The 19,109-nt window shown below is 71.8% G+C and carries 19 protein-coding genes; 14 read left to right on the forward strand and 5 right to left on the reverse strand.

The features are described from left to right. Window positions 1-107 precede the first annotated feature (107 nt). From ACF1AG_RS24630 to ACF1AG_RS24665, 8 genes are all read left to right on the forward strand, one after another. Window positions 108-773 (forward strand): HAD family hydrolase, encoded by a 666-nt coding sequence (locus tag ACF1AG_RS24630; RefSeq protein ID WP_359607623.1) that lies wholly within the window; start codon window positions 108-110, stop codon window positions 771-773. Between the two features lie 59 nt (window positions 774-832). Continuing rightward, complete coding sequence (locus ACF1AG_RS24635; RefSeq protein ID WP_359607621.1) at window positions 833-2,062, forward strand: MFS transporter; 1,230 nt, start codon at window positions 833-835, stop codon at window positions 2,060-2,062. Next, window positions 2,013-3,185 (forward strand): acetoin utilization protein AcuC, encoded by a 1,173-nt coding sequence (locus ACF1AG_RS24640; protein WP_359607620.1) that lies wholly within the window; start codon window positions 2,013-2,015, stop codon window positions 3,183-3,185. Before ACF1AG_RS24635 ends, ACF1AG_RS24640 begins: the two co-directional genes overlap by 50 nt. Before the next feature lie 79 nt (window positions 3,186-3,264). Further along, window positions 3,265-4,080 (forward strand): phosphatase, encoded by an 816-nt coding sequence (locus tag ACF1AG_RS24645; protein WP_359607618.1) that lies wholly within the window; start codon window positions 3,265-3,267, stop codon window positions 4,078-4,080. Between the two features lie 129 nt (window positions 4,081-4,209). After that, entirely contained in the window at window positions 4,210-4,422 is a 213-nt protein-coding gene (locus ACF1AG_RS24650) for a helix-turn-helix domain-containing protein (RefSeq protein ID WP_004984898.1), read from the forward strand. A 155-nt stretch (window positions 4,423-4,577) separates the two neighbouring features. Beyond that, window positions 4,578-4,676 carry a 30S ribosomal protein bS22 gene (locus tag ACF1AG_RS24655; RefSeq protein ID WP_003948845.1) on the forward strand — a complete coding sequence of 33 codons (99 nt, stop codon included), beginning with the start codon at window positions 4,578-4,580 and terminating at the stop codon, window positions 4,674-4,676. Between the two features lie 200 nt (window positions 4,677-4,876). After that, window positions 4,877-5,938, forward strand: coding sequence for an NAD-dependent epimerase/dehydratase family protein (locus tag ACF1AG_RS24660; RefSeq protein ID WP_369157315.1), 1,062 nt, complete (start codon window positions 4,877-4,879; stop codon window positions 5,936-5,938). Between the two features lie 14 nt (window positions 5,939-5,952). Continuing rightward, window positions 5,953-7,017: a lysophospholipid acyltransferase family protein gene (locus tag ACF1AG_RS24665; protein ID WP_391810406.1), complete on the forward strand. Its 1,065-nt coding sequence runs from the start codon at window positions 5,953-5,955 to the stop codon at window positions 7,015-7,017. Between the two features lie 49 nt (window positions 7,018-7,066). Here ACF1AG_RS24665 and ACF1AG_RS24670 read toward each other — a convergent pair whose 3' ends face one another. The 3 genes from ACF1AG_RS24670 to ACF1AG_RS24680 form a co-directional block, all read right to left on the reverse strand. Continuing rightward, a complete protein-coding gene (locus ACF1AG_RS24670; protein WP_387798202.1) occupies window positions 7,067-8,308 on the reverse strand; it encodes a DUF5667 domain-containing protein in 1,242 nt (413 codons plus the stop codon). A gap of 250 nt (window positions 8,309-8,558) precedes the next feature. Beyond that, window positions 8,559-9,335: an ECF subfamily RNA polymerase sigma factor, BldN family gene (locus ACF1AG_RS24675; RefSeq protein WP_078492972.1), complete on the reverse strand. Its 777-nt coding sequence runs from the start codon at window positions 9,333-9,335 to the stop codon at window positions 8,559-8,561. Window positions 9,336-9,729: 394 nt separating this feature from the next. Continuing rightward, on the reverse strand, window positions 9,730-10,641 hold the full coding sequence (locus tag ACF1AG_RS24680; RefSeq protein WP_359602953.1) for an HAD-IB family hydrolase: 912 nt from the start codon (window positions 10,639-10,641) through the stop codon (window positions 9,730-9,732). A 116-nt stretch (window positions 10,642-10,757) separates the two neighbouring features. On the opposite strand from ACF1AG_RS24680, the gene ACF1AG_RS24685 reads away from it, so the two are divergent. The 5 genes from ACF1AG_RS24685 to ACF1AG_RS24705 all read left to right on the forward strand — a co-directional run bounded on the left by ACF1AG_RS24685 (window position 10,758) and on the right by ACF1AG_RS24705 (window position 16,466). Further along, complete coding sequence (locus ACF1AG_RS24685; RefSeq protein WP_033272641.1) at window positions 10,758-11,030, forward strand: glutaredoxin family protein; 273 nt, start codon at window positions 10,758-10,760, stop codon at window positions 11,028-11,030. A gap of 288 nt (window positions 11,031-11,318) precedes the next feature. After that, window positions 11,319-12,110 carry a redox-sensing transcriptional repressor Rex gene (locus tag ACF1AG_RS24690; protein ID WP_359602951.1) on the forward strand — a complete coding sequence of 264 codons (792 nt, stop codon included), beginning with the start codon at window positions 11,319-11,321 and terminating at the stop codon, window positions 12,108-12,110. Continuing rightward, a complete protein-coding gene (locus ACF1AG_RS24695) occupies window positions 12,107-13,816 on the forward strand; it encodes a glutamyl-tRNA reductase (RefSeq protein WP_359602949.1) in 1,710 nt (569 codons plus the stop codon). The genes ACF1AG_RS24690 and ACF1AG_RS24695 overlap by 4 nt, the downstream gene beginning before the upstream one ends. Continuing rightward, entirely contained in the window at window positions 13,813-14,772 is a 960-nt protein-coding gene (gene hemC, locus ACF1AG_RS24700) for a hydroxymethylbilane synthase (protein WP_359602947.1), read from the forward strand. The genes ACF1AG_RS24695 and hemC overlap by 4 nt, the downstream gene beginning before the upstream one ends. Continuing rightward, window positions 14,769-16,466 (forward strand): bifunctional uroporphyrinogen-III C-methyltransferase/uroporphyrinogen-III synthase, encoded by a 1,698-nt coding sequence (locus tag ACF1AG_RS24705; protein WP_359602945.1) that lies wholly within the window; start codon window positions 14,769-14,771, stop codon window positions 16,464-16,466. The genes hemC and ACF1AG_RS24705 overlap by 4 nt, the downstream gene beginning before the upstream one ends. Window positions 16,467-16,598: 132 nt before the next feature. Here the strand turns inward: ACF1AG_RS24705 and ACF1AG_RS24710 are convergent, their stop codons facing one another. Together ACF1AG_RS24710 and ACF1AG_RS24715 are read right to left on the reverse strand one after the other, a co-directional pair. Next, the gene (locus ACF1AG_RS24710) at window positions 16,599-17,009 is read right to left on the reverse strand and encodes a Scr1 family TA system antitoxin-like transcriptional regulator (RefSeq protein ID WP_391810463.1); all 411 of its coding nucleotides are present in this window, start codon (window positions 17,007-17,009) and stop codon (window positions 16,599-16,601) included. Between the two features lie 3 nt (window positions 17,010-17,012). Beyond that, the gene (locus ACF1AG_RS24715) at window positions 17,013-17,615 is read right to left on the reverse strand and encodes a DUF4232 domain-containing protein (protein WP_359602944.1); all 603 of its coding nucleotides are present in this window, start codon (window positions 17,613-17,615) and stop codon (window positions 17,013-17,015) included. 476 nt (window positions 17,616-18,091) lie between these two features. Here ACF1AG_RS24715 and ACF1AG_RS24720 point away from each other — a divergent pair, with 476 nt between their 5' ends. Further along, entirely contained in the window at window positions 18,092-19,108 is a 1,017-nt protein-coding gene (locus tag ACF1AG_RS24720; RefSeq protein ID WP_391810407.1) for a helix-turn-helix domain-containing protein, read from the forward strand. Window position 19,109: the final 1 nt, after the last annotated feature.

Raw genomic sequence — 19,109 nt, forward strand, 5'->3', positions numbered from 1 at the left:
ACTGCAGGGGGGACCCTGTGGGAGAGTAGGACGCCGCCGAACAATTCTTGAACAGAAAGCCCCCGTGCCATTCGGCACGGGGGCTTTCTGCGTTTAGGGTCGAGGTCATGCGCTATGACCTGGTGATTTTCGACAACGACGGCGTCCTCGTCGACAGCGAGCCCCTCTCCAACCGTCACCTCGCCGCCTATCTCACCGAGCTCGGGCACCCGACCACCTACGAGGAGTCCATCCGGGACTACATGGGGTCGGCCATGCACCGGGTGCACGATCTGATCGAGGAGCGCACCGGGCAGCGGCTGCCGGCCGATTTCGACGACGTCTTCCATGCCCGCGTCTTCGCCGCGTTCGAGCGGGAGTTGAAGCCCGTGCCCGGGGTCGCCGACGTGCTGGAGAAGCTGACGGCGGACGGGGTGCCCTACTGCGTGGCGTCCTCGGGGAGCCATGAGCGGATCCGGGTCGGGCACCGGGCGGCCGGGCTGGACCGGTTCTTCGACGAATCGAGGATCTACAGCTCGCAGGACGTCGGCCGGGGGAAGCCCGCCCCCGACCTGTTCCTGTACGCGGCCGATCGGATGGGCACGGCTCCCGAACGGTGCGTGGTCGTCGAGGACAGCCCGCTCGGCGTCCAGGCGGCCGTCGCGGCCGGGATGGACGTCTGCGGGTTCACCGCGATGACGCCGGCGGAGAAGCTGAACGCCGCCACCCGACTCTTCGGGGACATGCGGGAGTTGCTCCCTCTGCTCACGGCCGGCGATCGCCCCGAGAACTGAGCACGATTCATCTTTGACCGGATCTACCCACCGGTACCCCCGGGCCCTACGCTCCCGCCATGACTGATGTGCTGCGGCGCGGCAGGGCCTCGCTGGCGTTCAGCTTCCTGGTGCAGGGTGTCGCCTTCGCTCTGCTCGTGACGCGCATCCCGGGCATCCAGGACCGGTACGGGGTCTCGGACGGGATGCTGCCCGTCTTCCTCGCCGCCGTGCCCATCCTGGCCGGCATCGGCAGTGTCTCCACGGAACGGCTGGTCCGGAGGGTGCCGCCGAGCCGGGTGCTGCGGTGGTCCCAGCCGGTCGTGCTACTGGCGCTGCTGGCCGTCGGGGCGGGGCGGCAGATGGCCGTGCTCGCCCTGGCGCTGGCGGCGTTCGGGCTGGCCGTGGGCGCGCTGGACGCCTCGATGAACATGCTCGGGGTGAGTCTCCAGCGGGCGTACGGGCGGAGCATCATGCTGAGCTTCCACGCCGCGTACAGCCTGGGCGGGATCGTCGGGGCGTCGCTCGCCTGGGTCGGGGCGCACTACGGGCTGGCGCTGTGGGTGTCGTACCTGCCGGTGGTGCTGGTGCTGCTGCCTGCCGCGCTGGTGGGCAGCCGGTGGTACGTCGACGGGGAGGCCCAGGGTCCCGTGGAGAAGGGCGACGGGGCCGGGGCCGGCGGTGGGCTGAAGTGGCTGCTGCCGCTGTGCCTGGTGATGACCGTGGCGTACATCGGGGACTCGACGGTCTCCAACTGGAGCGCGAAGTACCTCCAGGACGTGCTGGGCAGCTCCGAGCAGACGGCGACCGTGCCGTACAACGTCTACATGGTCACCACGCTGCTGGGGCGGACCGTCGGGGACGTCGGCGTGCGGCGGTTCGGGGCCGTGGCGGTGGTGCGGGCCGGGGCGCTGGTGGCGGCGGCCGGGTTCGCCGTGGTGGCTGCGGCTCCGGGCGCGTGGGCCGGGATGCTCGGGTTCACGCTGCTGGGGCTCGGGCTGTGCGTGCTGGTGCCGCAGACGTTCGCCGCGGCGGGGCGACGGGCGTACGAGACGGGGCGGCCGGGGGCGTCGGACGCGGCCGTGGCACGGCTGAACGTCTTCAACTACGTGGGCTTCCTGATCGGTTCGCCGCTGGTGGGGGCGCTGGGGGAGGCCTGGAGCTACCGCGGGGCGATGCTGGTGCCGATGGTGCTGGTGCTGGTGACGCTCCTGCACGCCCGTTCGTTCGCTCCGGGGGCCGACCGATACGGTGGCGGGCATGAGCGGCCGCGCACAGCTGATGTGGGACGAAGCAGTAACGGGCTATGACTTCGGCCGGGACCACCCGATGGACCCGGTCCGGCTGGCGCTGACCCGCAGTCTGGTCACCGCCCTCGGGCTGGACCGTGACGTGGACGTGGTCGCGGCGAAGGCGGCGGGGGAGTCGACGCTGCGGCTCGTGCACCGGGAGGACTACATCGACGCGGTGCGCGCCGCGTCGGCCGATCCCGGCTCCGCGGACCAGTCGTACGGGCTCGGAACCATCGACGATCCGGCGTTCGCGGGCATGCACGAGGTGTCGGCGCTGATCGCGGGGCAGTCGGTGGGCGCGGCCGAGGCGGTGTGGCGGGGTGAGGCGCTGCACGCGGTGAACTTCGCGGGCGGTCTGCACCACGCGATGCCGGGCGCCGCGTCCGGTTTCTGCGTGTACAACGACGCCGCGCTGGCGATCGCGCGCCTGCTGGAGCTGGGTGCGGAGCGGGTGGCGTACATCGACGTCGACGTGCACCACGGGGACGGCGTGCAGGCGGCGTTCTGGGAGGACCCGCGGGTGCTTACGATCTCGCTGCACGAGCACCCCCGGACGCTGTTCCCGCAGACCGGGTGGCCCGAGGAGACGGGCGCGTCGAGCGCCGAGGGCAGCGCGGTGAACGTGGCGCTGCCGGCGGGCACCGGGGACGCGGGATGGCTGCGGGCGTTCCACGCGGTGGTGCCGGAGCTGATCGCGGACTTCCGGCCGCAGGTGCTGGTCACGCAGCACGGGGCCGACACGCACTTCGAGGACCCGCTGGCACACCTGGCGGTGTCGCTGGACGCGCAGCGGGCGGTGCAGGTGGCCTGTCACGACCTGGCGCACGAGCACGCCGACGGCCGCTGGGTGGCGCTGGGCGGCGGTGGCTACGCGGTGGTCGAGGTCGTGCCGAGGTCCTGGTCGCACCTGGTGGGCATCGCGGCCGGACGGCCCGTGGAGCCGACGACGCTCGTGCCCGACGAGTGGCGGCACCAGGTGTACGCGCGGACCCGGCAGCCGGCTCCGCACCGGATGACGGACGGCCGCTGGCCGGTGCCGTGGGCCGCGTGGGACGAGGGGTACGACCCGGCGGACCGGCTGGACCAGGCGATCCTGGCGACCCGGCGGGCGGTGTTCCCGCTGCGGGGCCTGCTGGCCTGACAGCCGACTGTTACGCCGACCGTGGGGCGTGGGCCGCGTTCCGGCCCGCGGCGCGGCCGGGTGGCGCACCATCGCCTGTGTGGTGACCGCCGACCGCCTCCGCGCGCATCTTCTGACGGCCGGGCTCGCCGGGGTGGTGGGCACCACTCGGGAGGAGAGCCTGCGCAGCTACCGGCTGTTCGCCGCCCGGGACCCGCGGGTGATGATCGGGCTCGACCCGGTCGGGGCGTGGGGCGAGCGGGAGGTGCTCGCGCTGATGGCGGACCGGTGCGGGGTGGCGGCGGACCCAAGGCGGACGTCGGGGCCCGAGATCATCGATCCGGAGCGTACGCTGGCCGCCCTGGACGCCTGTGCGGGCCGGCTGGCGGAGGCCGCGCGGCGCCGTGTTCCGGTGCTGCTGGGCACCGGGCATCCGCATCGGCTGCTCGGCTTCTACGCCGTGCTCGCAGACGCCTTGTCGGCGGCGGGATGTGAGATTCTCACCCCCGCGCAGGGTCGCTGTGTCGACATAACGACCCGGTTCGGTCTACGCACGGCCACGATCGACTACGTCCGCGGGGTCGGGCTGGTCCGGGGCGCGACCGCGCAGCGCCCCGGTTGTGAGCCGGGCGCGCACACGCACTCCCCCCTCCCGGTTCGGGTGGCCCTGGCGGCCGCCGCGGATGCCGGCGGGCCGTTGCCCGGGCTGGTGATCGGGGACCACGGCTGGATCTGCGGGGCAGGTCAGCTGGGGTTCGAGAGTGTCGGGCCCGCCGATGTGAACGACCCGGCGCCGTTCGTGGGGCAGGCCGAGGGGGCCGTCTCGGTGGCCGTTCCGGTTGACGACGGTGCGCGGTCCGATTACTACCTGCCGCTGACCCGCTACGTACTCAATCGAGCGTGTCTGTCACAGTAGGCCGCCGATGGGTGCACCTCTTCCCCACTCGCATCACCCGCCCCTACATTGGGGAGTGAGCACGCAACGACGAAGAGTCACCGGAAGGGGAAGCCGGTGGCCGTCGAGTGCGGAAGGTTCAGGTGTGTCATGGCTGCAGCTGGCGAGAGGCCTCTGAACGAGGTTCAGTTCCTTACCGTGGCGGAAGTCGCCTCGGTGATGCGAGTGTCGAAGATGACCGTGTACCGCCTGGTGCACAGCGGTCATCTGCCCGCGATCCGGGTGGGGCGGTCCTTCCGCGTCCCGGAGCAAGCGGTACACGAGTACCTCCGCGAGAGCTACGTGGGGGTGGAAACGGCCTGACGGTGATCCCGGGAGGGCCCGTACCGGGCACTCATGGGCCTTCCCGGTCACCTCGATTACGACCTCAGCGCTCGGGCGGGTAGGCTGACCCCTCGAAGGTCGTGTGGGCCCATGGCGCCCAAACACCGAGTGATGAGAAGTGAGCGAGGGTAGTCGTGGGCTCTGTTATCAAGAAGCGGCGCAAGCGGATGGCCAAAAAGAAGCACCGCAAGCTGCTCAAGCGCACGCGCGTCCAGCGTCGCAACAAGAAGTAAGCGACAGCGCGAGAGCGTGTCCCAGTGGCCCCCCACCGCGATTCGGTGGGGGGCCACTGCCCGTTGGTACGCCCACCGTCTTGGTGCGTCCGGTGTACGTCCCGGGGATGTTGTCACTTCACGTATCCGCTCGGCATCACAGGGCGACGGCGACCCGGTAGGTTGGCCGTCGGCAGCAGGGTGAGAGGAAGGCGCTGATCTTGGGGAAGGTCGTGCTCGTGACCGGGGTGGCCCGGCAGCTCGGGGGCCGCTTCGTGCGGCGGATCCAGCGGGACCCCGAGGTGGACCGGGTGGTCGCCGTGGACGCGGTGCGGCCCGAGCACCATCTGGGCGGCGCGGACTTCGTCCAGGCGGACATCCGGCAGCCCACCATCGCGCGGGTGCTGGCCGAGTCGGGCGCCGACACGGTCGTCCATCTCGACGTGACGGGCACGCCGCTGGGCGGCGGCGGCCGGGCGTCGCTGAAGGAGACCAACGTCATCGGCACCATGCAGCTGCTGGGCGCCTGCCAGAAGTCGCCGAACATCCGGCGGCTCGTGGTGAAGTCCAGCACCAACGTCTACGGTTCGGCGCCGCGCGACCCGGCGGTGTTCACCGAGTCGACGCCGCCCAAGTCGCTGCCCAGCGGCGGCTTCGCGAAGGACACGGTGGAGGTCGAGGGCTATGTGCGCGGCTTCGCCCGGCGCCGCCCGGACGTCGCCGTGTGCGTGCTGCGGTTCGCCAACATCCTGGGTCCGGCCGCGGACACCCCGCTGGCGTCGTACTTCGCGCTGCCGGTGCTGCCGACGGTGTTCGGCTACGACCCGCGGCTGCAGTTCGTGCACGAGGACGACGTTATCGAGGTGCTGCGGATCGGCGCGCACGAGCCGCGGCGCGGGACCCTCAACAGCGGCACGTTCAACATCGCCGGTGACGGGGTGCTGCTGCTGTCGCAGTGCTCGCGGCGGCTGGGCCGGCCGACGGTGCCGCTGCTGCTTCCCGCGGTCACCTGGGCGGGCTCCCTGATGCGTACGCTGGGGATGTCGGACTTCTCGCCCGAGCAGATCCGGCTGCTGACGCACGGGCGGGTGGTGGCCACGGACCAGATGCGGGAGACGCTGGGTTTCACCCCCAAGTACTCGACTGCCGAAACGTTTGCGGACTTCGTGCGCAGCCGCGGTCCGGGGCTGCTGCCGCCGGAGACCGTCGCGAGGGCCGTTGACCGGATCGCCGCGCTGCCCGTGCCGGGCAGCGGCCATGTGCCGGCGCACGGCGCCGACTGAGGAGCGCAGCAACGATGGCGGACGCCAAGGTCATTCCGTTCGACGACGACCACCGCTCCCGCGGGAGTGCCGCGTCGCGCCGCCGTGGTGCGGCCGGCCGCCGCCAGGGTGCGGCACGCCCCGCGGCGGTGGGGGAGGTCCAGCCCCTGCCGGGGACGGCCGCGGCACGGGAGGATGATCCCGTGACCGGTGAGGACGAACAGCCCCGTGAGCAGGGCGCGGACAGCGAGGGCGGTGACGGCGGCCTGGAGCGGCGCGTCGCGAGCGGGCTGGCGTTCCTGCGCCGTCGGCTCACCGGGGACTACGACGTCGACGACTTCGGCTACGACGAGGAACTCACCGACCAGGTCCTCATGTCGCTGCTGCGCCCGATGTACGAGAAGTACTTCCGGGTCGAGGTGAAGGGCATCGAGAACATCCCGTCCGGGGGCGGTGCGCTGATCGTCGCCAACCATTCGGGGACGGTCCCGGTGGACGGGCTGATGATGCAGGTCGCCGTGCACGACCACCACCCGGCCGGGCGCCATCTGCGGCTGCTGGCGGCGGACCTGGTGTTCGTGCTGCCGGTGGTGAACGAGCTGGCGCGGAAGCTGGGGCACACGCTGGCCTGCGCGGAGGACGCCGAACGGCTGCTGGCGCAGGGTGAGTTGGTCGGGGTGATGCCGGAGGGGTTCAAGGGCATCGGGAAGCCGTTCTCCGAGCGGTACAAGCTCCAGCGGTTCGGTCGGGGCGGGTTCGTGTCGACGGCGCTGCGGCATGGGGCGCCGATCGTGCCGTGCTCGATCGTCGGGGCGGAGGAGATCTACCCGATGGTCGGCAACGCGAAGACGCTGGCGCGGCTGCTGGGTTTCCCGTACTTCCCGCTCACGCCGACGTTCCCGTGGCTGGGGCCGCTGGGGGCGATTCCGCTGCCGACGAAGTGGACGATCCAGTTCGGGGAGCCGATCCCGACGGACGGGTATCCGCCGGAGGCGGCGGAGGACCCGATGCTGATGTTCAACCTGACCGACCAGGTCCGGGAGCAGATCCAGCACACGCTGTACAAGCTGTTGGTACAGCGGCGGTCGGTGTTCTTCTGATCCCCTGATGCGAACTGTGGGCGCCCCTCGGTGAGGGGCGCCCACAGTGCTACTCCCGGTCCTCCGCGTCGATGCCCAGACCCGGGAGGAGCCCGGGTAGGAGAGGTGGGAGCGTGACGTCGGGGGCGGGAGGCCGGGTGGCCGAGCCCGTCGGCGGCGGCGTACTGCTTTGGCCGCTTTCCTGGGGCGGGTCGAGGAGGCCGCCGGTGTTGCCGCCGAGCAGGCCGTCCCTCTCGCGCTCGGCGTCGGCGGAGTCGGTCGGTCCCGCGCTCGCCTCGCCCGTGCCGGAGCCGTCCCGTCCGGTGCTGGGCGACGTCGAGGGTTCGCTCGCGGGCGGGGCGTCGGATGCCGGGGCGGAGCCGCCGCGCCGCTTCCCGTCGCCCGCGCCGTCACTCGGCGACTGCGGCAGCAGGGACTGCAGCGGGGCGACGTCCTCGTCTATGGCGTCGAACACCGACGTGACCTGCTCACTGACGTCACCGAGCTGCACGGGCAGCCGGTCGCGCAGATTGCCCCAGGTGTCGCGGTGGGCGCGGGAGAAGGAGGAGAGCGCCTGCATGGGGCCGAGCGAGTCCGGGTTGCGCTCGTAGGCCTCGCGGAGCAGCCGGTGGCCCTCCGAGGCGTCGTGGCGCATGCCGGACAGGGCGCGGCGGATGTCGTTCAGGGACTCGTGGTCGAGGGAACCGGCGCGGTCGCGCTCCATCAGCCGGCGGGCCTCGCTCAGCCGGGTGGAGGCGTTGTCGAGGTAGACCCGGCCGCGCTCGTCGTCGCCGTCGGCGAAGGTGAGCTTGACGTCCTCGATGCCGCGCTTGAGTCCGTAGAGGGAGTCGCCGGGGAGTGCGTCGGAGCTGGCGGCGGCGACTCCGCCGAGGGCGCCGGCTGCGACGCCGACGGTGAGTCCGCCCGCGGTGAGCCCTTTGGCCAGCCGCGACCGTGGCCGCAGCCTGCCCAGCGGGGTCGCGCGGTGGGCGCCCTTGGCGCGGCGCGAGCGCTGTTCGGGAACGGCCCGGTCCGTCGCCTCGCCTGCGGCGGTGCCCTCCTGGAGCATGGCCTCGAACGCGGCCACCAGCTGGGCTCGCTGGACGACCTTCACCTCGGGGTCGAGTTCCGGCCGGGGCAGCGCGCCAAGACCGGAGGCCAGCGTGAGCAGCTGGTCCTGTTCGGTCTCGGCGGCGGCCGCGGCCGGTGCCGGTCCTTCGGTTCGCTCGGCCGCCGTGCCCCGGTCGGACTGCTCCTCCAGGGCCTGGGCGAAGGCGTTCGCCCGCCGGTGCGCCGATACGTTCGCGATCACTGGCGGCACCTCCTCTCGTCATGACGGTCGACTCCCCAGGGGGTCTGAGGGTTCCCATGCCCGGGCGACGCCACACGATCGGGTGAGCGGAGCCGGTCAGGGGGTGACCACAGGGAGCCTGTATCCCGCACAACGACGGGCGCGGCACTTGGGTTACGGACACCGGTAGCCCAATTGAGGAATCCAACCGGGTTTCACTCAGGGTGAGTTGAGTGTGGCTCGCTGTGCTGCGCCCGATGGGCGTGCCGGGTCAGCGGGCGTCGTCCGGGAGGAGCCGGGCGAGGGTGCGGACGGCCCGGTACTGAAGGGTCTTGATGGCGCCCTCGTTCTTGCCCATGACGCGGGCCGTCTCGGCGACGGACAGCCCCTGGAGGAATCGGAGCGTGACGCACTCCTGCTGTTGGGGGTTGAGCCGACGTACGGCTTCGAGGAGGGCGGCGTTGGACAGGGACTCGAGAACGGAATCCTCGGGGGAGCGCTCGACCTCGTTGGCGTCGAGCATCTCCCCGGTGGTGACCTCGAGGCGGAAGCGGCTGGACTTGAAGTGGTCGGCGACCAGGTTGCGGGCGATGGTCACCAGCCAGGCGCCGAAGTCGCGGCCCTGCCAGGTGAAGGTGCCGATGCGGCGCAGCGCCCGCAGAAAGGTCTCGCTGGTGAGGTCCTCGGCGGTCGCCTTGCCGCCGACGCGGTAGTAGATGTAGCGGTAGACGGTGTCGCTGTACTGGTCGTAGAGCCGTCCGAAGGCCTCCGCCTCGCCGGCCTGGGCGCGCTCCACGAGGTCCATCATCCGGGCGCTGTCGCTGTCGGCGGCGGGACGGCGGGCAGCGGGAGCGCCGGACGGTCGTCCTCGTCTGCCGACGGCGGCCGTGCCCTCGGCGAGGGCGTAGCACGGGCCGGCGGGGACGGCGGCGAATGCGGGGACGGCGTGCGCGGGGGGGACGATTCCGCGCAACATGTCTCGGGCTGTCGCGACTGTCGCGCGCAGCGTAGCCAGGCCCGAGGCGTCAACCCCGACGTGTGGGTACACGGGACTCCCAGAGGCAGAGCTTCCATCACGTGCAGTGCGGGGCCGTTCACCCGTCGTGGCGAAGGGGTGGTCCCGGAATGCGTCTGAGGAGAATAACGCTTCGTGCAGGCACTGCTACACCGAGTTGCTCAAATCACCGATTAGGTCGCTTCCGTAACCGGTTGACGCATGTTCAGGGATGAGGAGCTGACCGGTTGATGACCGGAAGCTTTCGAATTCCGGATAAGTCCGGGGCGAGTTGTGGCCGTGTGCAGCCAAGAGGACTGCTCGGGCCGGTTGCGGGGTACGGCAGTCGGTTTGGGCGTGTCGCGGCCCGGCCCGGTCACAGCGGGCACGCACGGGCCGGGCCGCGGAGCGTCAGCGGCATGCACGGGCCGGGCCGGGCCGCGGGGCGTCAGCGGCGTTTGCGGTGCAGGGCGATGGCGGCGGCCGTGCCTCCGGCCACCGCGCCCACGCCGGCCGCGGCAGGGATGCCGACCTTGGCCGCCTTGCGGCCGGTGCGGTAGTCGCGCAGCCGCCAGTCCATCTGACGCGCGTGCTTGCGCAGCTTGGAGTCCGGGTTGATCGCGTAGGGGTGGCCCACCAGCGACAGCATCGGGATGTCGTTGTGGGAGTCGCTGTATGCGGCGCAGCGGCTCAGGTCGAGCCCTTCGGCGAGCGCGAGCGCGCGGACCGCCTCCGCCTTCGCGGGGCCGTGCAGGGGCTCGCCCACGAGTTTGCCCGTGTACACGCCGTCGACCGACTCGGCCACGGTGCCCAGCGCGCCGGTCAGGCCCAGGCGGCGGGCGATCACCGTGGCGATCTCCACCGGGGCGGCGGTGACCAGCCACACCCGCTGGCCCGCGTCGAGGTGCGCCTGGGCCAGCGCCCGGGTGCCGGGCCAGATCCGCTCCGCCATGTACTCGTCGTAGATCTCCTCGCCGATGGACTGCAGCTCGGAGACGCGGTGGCCCTGGACGATGGAGAGCGCCGAGTCGCGCGCCTCCTGCATGTGCTCGGGGTCCTCGACGCCGGCCAGCCGGAACCACGCCTGCTGCCAGGCGAACCGGGCCAGCTCGCGCGTGTCGAAGAACTTCCGCTTGTACAGGCCCCGCCCGAAGTGGAACAGGGCGGCGCCCTGCATGACGGTGTTGTCCAGGTCGAAGAACGCGGCGGCCCGTTCGTCACCGGGTACCGGGAACTCGGGTTCGCGTTCGGAAACTTCCTGGGTGGACTTGCGGGCGGCCTCCGCCGAGGCCTCGCCAGCCAACACGCTCCGCGCCGTGGCGGAGCGCCTACGGGGAGTGAGCCATCCGAGAGCGGCCATGGCGTGAGCATAGCCAGTGCGCACGCCCCTCCCGGTGCCGAGAGGTCGCCACGTCGTGAACTCTGTGTGTCCCGGGCGGTGTCCCGGCCTCGTCCCTGGGCGGGACAATGACCCGTATGAGCCCTCTCTTCCGCCGCGCCGGACCCCCGCGGGACCGGCTCGTGACGCTGATCCGCAAACCCGGCTGCCATCTGTGCGACGACGCCCAGGTGGTGGTGGAGAAGGTGTGCTCCGAGCTCGGGGTCCCGTGGGAGCGGAAGGACATCACCGAGGACCGCGAGCTGTACGAGAAGTACTGGGAGCAGATCCCCGTGGTGCTCGTCGACGGACGGCAGCACACCTTCTGGCGCGTGAACGAGGACCGTCTCCGCAAGGCCCTGGGTGACTGACCGGCCAGTTCAATCTGGCGGAATTTCGCTTAGGATCGATGGTGACTTGGTCTCGGGGGCGGGATTCACAGAGGAGAGTGTGCGGTTTTGCCCCTAGAAGCCAAGGAGCAGCGGCGCGGGCGCGCCGGTTCCCCGTGCGTGCGCCGGGGGCGCGTGACCCCGGTCACGTTGGCCGGGCAAATCGGACACAATCTTTGTGCACGCGTTCACAAAGACATAGCCTGCATTCGACGGGGCGGTCCGGGGACGTATGACCGCCTGAAGCCCCGCTCTACCCGCAGGAGCACCGTGGCAACTGGCCGAACTCACCGACCGGCGACCCGTAGCCGAGGGATTCCCGAGGCCACCGTCGCCCGCCTTCCGCTGTACCTCCGCGCCCTGACCGCGCTCTCCGAGCGCTCGGTGCCCACGGTCTCCTCGGAGGAGCTGGCGGCCGCCGCGGGTGTCAACTCCGCGAAACTGCGCAAGGACTTCTCCTACCTGGGTTCCTACGGCACCCGGGGTGTCGGCTACGACGTCGAGTATCTCGTGTACCAGATCTCCCGCGAACTCGGCCTCACCCAGGACTGGCCGGTTGTGATCGTAGGTATCGGTAACCTCGGCGCCGCCCTCGCCAACTACGGAGGGTTCGCCTCGCGTGGTTTCCGGGTCGCCGCGCTGATCGACGCCGACCCCGCGATGGCCGGGAAGCCCGTCGCCGGCATCCCCGTGCAGCACACCGACGAGCTCGAGGCGATCATCCGGGACAACGGCGTGTCCATCGGCGTCATCGCCACCCCGGCCGGCGCCGCCCAGCAGGTCTGCGACCGGCTCGTGGCCGCCGGTGTCACCTCCATCCTGAACTTCGCGCCGACCGTGCTGACCGTCCCGGACGGCGTCGACGTGCGCAAGGTGGACCTCTCCATCGAGCTGCAGATCCTCGCCTTCCACGAGCAGCGCAAGGCCGGTGAGGAGGCCGCCGCCGACGGCGCCGCCGTGCAGGCCGCCGGCACCACCAACAGCGCCGTCGCCGCCAAGCGCCAGGACTCCGCCACCGACCAGGGGCCCGACGGGGACGTACCCGCCGTGATGCCGGCATGAGCCTTCTCGTCGTCGGACTGAGCCACCGCAGCGCCCCGGTCAGCGTGCTGGAGCGGGCGTCGCTGAGCGTGGAGGCGCAGACGAAGCTGCTGCAGGACACGGTCGCCGCGGAGCCCGCCTCCGAGGGCGCGGTCCTCGCCACCTGCAACCGCATCGAGCTGTACGCCGACGTGGACAAGTTCCACGCCGGTGTCGCCGAGCTGTCCACGCTGCTCGCCCAGCACAGCGGGGTCGGCCTGGAGGAGCTCACTCCTTATCTTTATGTGCACTACGAGGACCGCGCCGTCCACCACATGTTCTCGGTGGCCTGCGGACTGGACTCGATGGTCGTGGGCGAGGGGCAGATCCTCGGCCAGATCAAGGACTCGCTGGCCCGCGCCCAGGAGACGCACACCGCCGGACGGCTGCTGAACGACCTGTTCCAGCAGGCGCTGCGGGTCGGCAAGCGGGCCCACTCCGAGACCGGCATCGACCGCGCCGGGCAGTCCCTGGTCACCTTCGGTCTGGAGCAGCTCGCGCTCGGCACCCCCGTCGAGACCTGGGCCCGCGGCAAGAAGGCCCTCGTCATAGGCGCCGGGTCGATGTCCTCGCTGTCCGCGGCCACGCTCGCGCGCGCCGGGGTCGCCGAGGTCGTGGTCGCGAACCGCACGCCCGACCGCGCCGAGCGACTGGTGCGGATCCTCACCGAGGGCGACGACACGGACGTGACGGCCCGCGCGGTCCCGATGACATCGGTGCCGTTCGAGCTGACACGTGCCGATGTGGTCGTCTCCTGCACGGGTGCGACGGGCCTGGTGCTGACCGCCGACATGGTGGCCGCGGGCGTCGAGGGCCGCGTCGGGACGGCGCCGGTCGTCGACCTCGACGCCGTCGCCGAGGAGGACGCCCGCGAGAGCGCCCCGCCCGCGCAGCCTTCCGCCGAGGACGGCTGCCCGGTGGACCTTCCCACGGTGCGGCCCGGCTTCTCCGTGATGGGGGAGGCGGCCGTCGCCGGGATGGACGCGGCCACGCTGGAGCAGCACGGCGCGTGGGCGGCGGGTTCCGCCGTCGACCGCCGGGACGCCGCCCGCGGCACCGGTCCGGAGGCGGACGCCGAGGTCATCGGCGCGCTCGCCGCGGCCGCGTCCGCGATCGGCCGCATCCCCGAGCGCCGTCGGCCCGAGCCGGTCGACGTGCCGCAGCGCCCCGAGCCCATGCTCTTCCTGCTGGACCTCGCCATGCCGCGGGACGTCGACGCGGCGGCGCACCGCCTGCCCGGCGTGCGGCTCGTCGACATCGAATCGCTCGCGGAGGCCTCCGCGGACGCTCCGATGGCTGCCGATGTGGACCAGGTCCGGCGTATCGTCTCCGACGAGGTCGCCGCGTTCGGGGCGGCACAGCGGGCGGCGCACATCACACCGACCGTCGTCGCCCTGCGGACCATGGCGGCCGACGTGGTGGCCGGAGAGATGGCCCGCCTGGAGGGGCGGCTCCCCGGCCTGGACGACAAGCACCGCGCGGAGATCACCCAGACCGTGCGACGGGTGGTCGACAAGCTGCTGCACGCCCCGACGGTCCGGGTCAAGCAGCTCGCGGCCGAGCCCGGCGGGACCGGGTACGCGGACGCGCTGCGCACCCTGTTCGACCTCGACCCCGAGACGGTGGCCTCCGTCTCCCGCGCCGAGGAAAGCACCGAGATGAACGCAGAGAACCGAGGGCCGGGATGACTGAGAAGGCACTGAGGCTGGGGACCAGGCGGAGCAAGCTCGCCATGGCCCAGTCCGGGCAGGTGGCGGATGCCGTGAGCCAGGTGACCGGACGGCCCGTCGAGCTCGTCGAGATCACCACGTACGGCGACGTCTCGCGCGAGCACCTCGCGCAGATCGGCGGCACGGGCGTCTTCGTCGCCGCGCTGCGGGAGGCCCTGGCGCGCGGCGAGGTGGACTTCGCGGTGCACTCCCTCAAGGACCTGCCGACCACCCAGCCCGACGAGCTGGTCGTGGCGGCGATCCCGGTACGCGAGGACCCGCGGGACGTGATCATCGCGCGGGACGCGCTGAAGCTCACCGATCTGCCGCGCGGGGCGCGCATCGGCACCGGTTCGCCGCGCCGCATGGCGCAGCTCAACGCGTACGCGCGCACCCACGGCCTGGACTTCGAGACGGTCCCGATCCGGGGCAACGTCGACACCCGCATCGGGTACGTCACCAAGGGCGACCTGGACGCGGTGGTGCTGGCGGCCGCCGGGCTCAACCGGGTCGGCCGCAGCGACGAGGTGACCGACTTCCTGTCGGTCGACACGGTTCTGCCCGCCCCCGGCCAGGGGGCACTGGCGGTCGAGACCACCGCGGACAACGCGGACCTCATCGCCGCGCTCGCCCAGCTCGACGACCCGCTCACGCGGGCCGCCGTGACGGCCGAGCGGTCACTGCTCGCCGCCCTGGAGGCCGGTTGCAGCGCACCCGTGGGGGCGCTCGCCGACCTTCTGGCCGACGGGCAGATTGTCAAGGAAATGCGCCTGCGGGGCGTCGTCGGCACGACCGACGGTTCCACGCTGGTGCAGCTGTCCACCACCGGTCCCGTGCCCGAGACGCACGAGGCGGCGACGGCGCTCGGTCGCGAACTCGCCACCGAGATGCTTGCGCAGGGCGCGGCCGGTCTGATGGGGGAGCGAGCACTTTGAGCCCCACCACTCTTCCCGCCCCTCCGGAACAAGGGCACGTCACCTTCCTCGGTGCCGGACCCGGGGATCCGGGACTGCTGACCCTGCGCGCCGTGGAGGCCCTGGCGAACGCGGACGTCCTCGTCGCCGAGCACGACGTGCTCGATGTCGTACGGACGCACGCCAGGCAGGGCGTCGCCGAGGTGCACACGGACGCGGACACCACTACGTCCACGCCGGGCACGCCCCAGCTGACGGTCGTTGACGGCGCGTCAACAACCGCCGGTGTCCCCGTGAATAGGGATGCCGCATATCTTGTCATGGAGGCTGCGCGGGGCGGCAAGCGGGTCGTTCGTGCGGTGTCCGGCGACCCAGGACTCGACGCGTACGCCGCCGAGGAGATGCTGGCGTGCGCCTCGGCCGGGGTGCCGTTCGAGGTCGTGCCCGGTGTCGCCACCGCGGTCGGCGTGCCCGCGTACGCCGGTGTGCCGTTGCGGGACGCGCAGGGCACCGACGTGCGGTTCGTCGACGCGCGGACGGCGTCCGACCGGTGCTGGACGGAGGTCGGCGCCTCCGACGGCACGGTGGTCGTGTCCACCACGCTGGACTCGGTGGCCGCCGCCGCGGGCGAACTGGTGTCCGCCGGACGTAAGCCCGACACCCCGCTCACGGTGACCGTCGCGGGCACCACGACCCGCCAGCGCACCTGGACGGCGACGCTCGGCACGATCGCGCAGACGCTGAAGCAGGCGAAGGTGCTGCCTTCCCCGGAGGGCGGCCGCCCGGTGATAGCCGTGGTCGGTGAGCGTTCCGCCGCCGCCCAGCGGGACCGGCTGGCGTGGTTCGAGTCCAAGCCGCTGTTCGGCTGGAAGGTGCTCGTGCCGCGCACCAAGGAGCAGGCGGCGTCGCTCTCCGACCAACTGCGGTCCTACGGGGCCGTGCCGCACGAGGTGCCGACGATCGCCGTCGAACCCCCGCGCACGCCCCAGCAGATGGAACGTGCCGTCAAGGGCTTGGTCACCGGCCGCTACGAGTGGATCGCCTTCACCTCGGTCAACGCGGTCAAGGCGGTCCGTGAGAAGTTCGAGGAGTACGGGCTCGACGCCCGTGCCTTCGCCGGGATCAAGGTCGCGGCGGTGGGCGAGCAGACCGCGAACGCGCTGATCGCCTTCGGTGTGAAGCCGGACCTGGTGCCGAGCGGCGAGCAGTCGGCCGCCGGTCTGCTGGAGGACTGGCCGCCGTACGACCCGGTCTTCGACCCGATCGACCGCGTCTTCCTGCCGCGCGCCGACATCGCCACCGAGACGCTGGTCGCGGGGCTCATCGAGCTGGGCTGGGAGGTTGACGACGTCACGGCGTACCGCACCGTGCGCGCGTCGCCGCCGCCGGCGGAGACCCGTGAGGCGATCAAGGGCGGCGGCTTCGACGCGGTGCTGTTCACCTCGTCGTCGACGGTCCGGAACCTGGTCGGCATCGCGGGCAAGCCGCACAACGTGACGGTGATCGCCTGTATCGGCCCGGCCACGGCGAAGACGGCCGAGGAGCACGGGCTGCGGGTGGACGTGATGGCTCCCGAGCCGTCGGTCCACAAGCTGGCCGAGGCCCTCGCCGACTTCGGCGCGCGGCGCCGGCTCGCGGCGCTGGAGGCGGGCGACCCGGTCACCCGGCCGAGTGAGCGGCGGCCGGGGGCGCGGAGGCGTCGTTCCACGACGTGAGGTGAGCTGCGGTTCTTGACGGCGGGGCGTGTCTGCGGACACGCCCCGCCGTCGTCTCATGCCGTGGGCCGTTCCGCGCGTACACCCGCCACCGGCCGCCCGGCTGAAGGGGCACGCCCAGACAGCCGGCGGTCACGTACCAGCCAGGCAGGTCGGCAATGTGTCGTTGCGGCTCAGGGTGGGCTGCACTGCGGCGAGTTGCTCGTTCAGGGGGAGCCGGGTGGGCATCGCGTGCGCGAGGCGTACGGGAGGTTTCGGGTCGGTGATCACGTTGGCGCTGAGCTGGACCTCACTGAGCCCCACTGCGATCCCCGTCTTGAGCCTGAGGAGTCGGAAAGGGCCGCCCAGTCCCGAGTCCTCCTCACGGTCCAGCGGCAGCACTTGGAGGTCGACATTACGCAACTGGGCTACTTCGGCCAGCTGTTGGAGCTGCCCACGCATCACCATCTTGCCCCCGATCGGGCGGCGCAGCGTTGCCTCGCACAGCACGAAGCTGAAGACGGGGCGGGTGGACGCGGCGGTGAAGATCCGCTGGCGGTCCAGGGGTCAGCCGCCCTGGCCCGCGCTGCCGATCGGGCCGACCTTCACCGGGGTGCCCGAGCCGTCCGTTACGGGGAGGGAGGTGGCGCCCGGCCAGTCGAGGGTGACCGGCTTGGTCTCGTTCGGCGGGGTGACGACCAGGCCCGTGATGCGGGTGCCCGAGCCGCCGGAGTCGTTGACCGGGTAGGTGACGGCGAACCACACCGACTTGCCGTCCTCGAGAGTGACCGAGGGAGCCTCCTTGCCGGTGCGCTCGGCGGAGAGCGGGCCCGCGTTCGTCTTCAGGTCGACTCCCGCGTAACCGGTGAGCGTGCAGTCACGGCCGCCACCGTTCTTGAACTCCACCGCGACGGTGCCCACGGTGTCACCGTCGATGGTGGCGTCCGAGGCGGTGATCTCCAGTTCGTCGGTACGGCAGTGGTCCGCCTTGCCGTCCGCGTCGGTGCCGGCGCCCGTGCCCTCCTGGCCCTGATCCGTGTCGCCGCCCGTGGCCGGGGAGGACGTGGCGGGCTTGGGGTCCGCCGCGATGTCCTCCTCGTTCTGGCAGGCCGTGAGCGACAGGCCCGCGACGACGGCAACGGCGGCGACGGTGAGCTTGTTGACGCGCATGGTTTCTTCCTCGGTGTCGGTGCCTGTATGAGTGACGGGCCGTCAGTGCGGCCGTTCCGCACCACAAGAGCTGTCCCGGCCGCGCGCCGTTTCGTCCGACCCCCGGCCCGGACCTGCCTGTTACAGACGGGGGCACACGCGGTGACATTCGGACCGGGCCCGGCATGGTCCCCGGCACTCCGCGGAACGGAGCCGGGCGGGACGGGCTCCGGTGGGCCGGCCGACGGGGCCGCGGGCCGTAAAAAGACCTAAGTACCTAGGGTAATTACCAACCAAACCAACCAAACCTCGTGTTGATCACTCGGCTGGGTGAAACGTGTCGAACTGACTGGCGCGGCGGTGGTGCGGGCGGGCACTCTCTGCTCAGAGGCCGGATCAACTCGGCGCTCTCACGACCCCGTACAGACGTCGGCCCCCGACCGGGACTAGCACTCCCGGGCGAGGGCCTGACCACAGAGGAAGCGAACCCTTCCCCCATGGCTGAGCAGAAGCTTAGTGCTGCCCCGCGCCCGATTCAGGGCGTTCCGCGATCCACCACCCCGTCCGGTGTCACCCACGTACGTACGTGCGTATCCGGGCAGTACGTGGTCGTCGGCAACCACCTCGCCCAGCACCGCGAGTTGTCGCTGACCGCGATCGGACTGGCGACCCACATCTTCTCGGTGCCCGAGAGCACCCCGGTCGACATCCGGAGTCTCGCCGAGCGATTCCCCGAAGGGCGGGACCGGATCGCCTTCGCCCTGCGGGAGTTGGAGGCGCACGGCTATCTGCGGCGGGTCCGCGAGCACACGGAGGACGGACGGCTGGTGACGCGGACGTACGCCCATCACACGCCCCTGGACGCGGCGTCCGCCGCCGTCGCGGAGCCCGTGCGGGCGGTGGAACGGCGTCCGAGGGCGGGGCGTGCGCGTACGCGTCACACGGTGGAGGCTGTGGGCGGCGAGACACCTCAGGAGGACGATCAAGCCGCAGCCGTACCGGTGGTCCCGGCCGGTCCGACGGCTCCCACGGTCCCGGACGCGCCGGCGCCGGTGGCTGAGGCGCCCGTCTCCACCGCCCCCGAGGTGCCGTCGCACGACCCGGCCCCCTCCGGACCGCTGCACGAGAAGGCGGTCGCGCTGCTCGCCGGTCTGCGCCGCTCCGACGAACGCCTCACGCTGTCGCTGCGCGAGGTGCGCCGACTGGCCCCGGCCGTCGTCGACTGGCTCGAACGGGGCGTCGGCCCGGTGGCGTTGCGTCACACCCTGACCGCCGACCTGCCCGTCGTCATGAAGTATCCGGCCGGGGTGCTCGCCTACCGCTTGCGGGAACTTCTTCCCCCACCGCTTCCAGCCGCCCCGGAACCTCCACCGGCCACGGGCCGCGCCCACCGCCCGCCCCCCTTCCAGGAGTGCGACGGCTGCGAGCGCGTCTTCCGCGCCCCGGAACCGGGCCGCTGCCGCGACTGCCGGCACGACCAGGTGACAGGCGGCGGGGCGGCGAACGCTGCCTGAA

Origin of the sequence: Streptomyces sp. NPDC014764, from assembly GCF_043082785.1 — a bacterium.
In the GTDB taxonomy this organism is placed as follows: Bacteria; Actinomycetota; Actinomycetes; order Streptomycetales; family Streptomycetaceae; genus Streptomyces; species Streptomyces althioticus.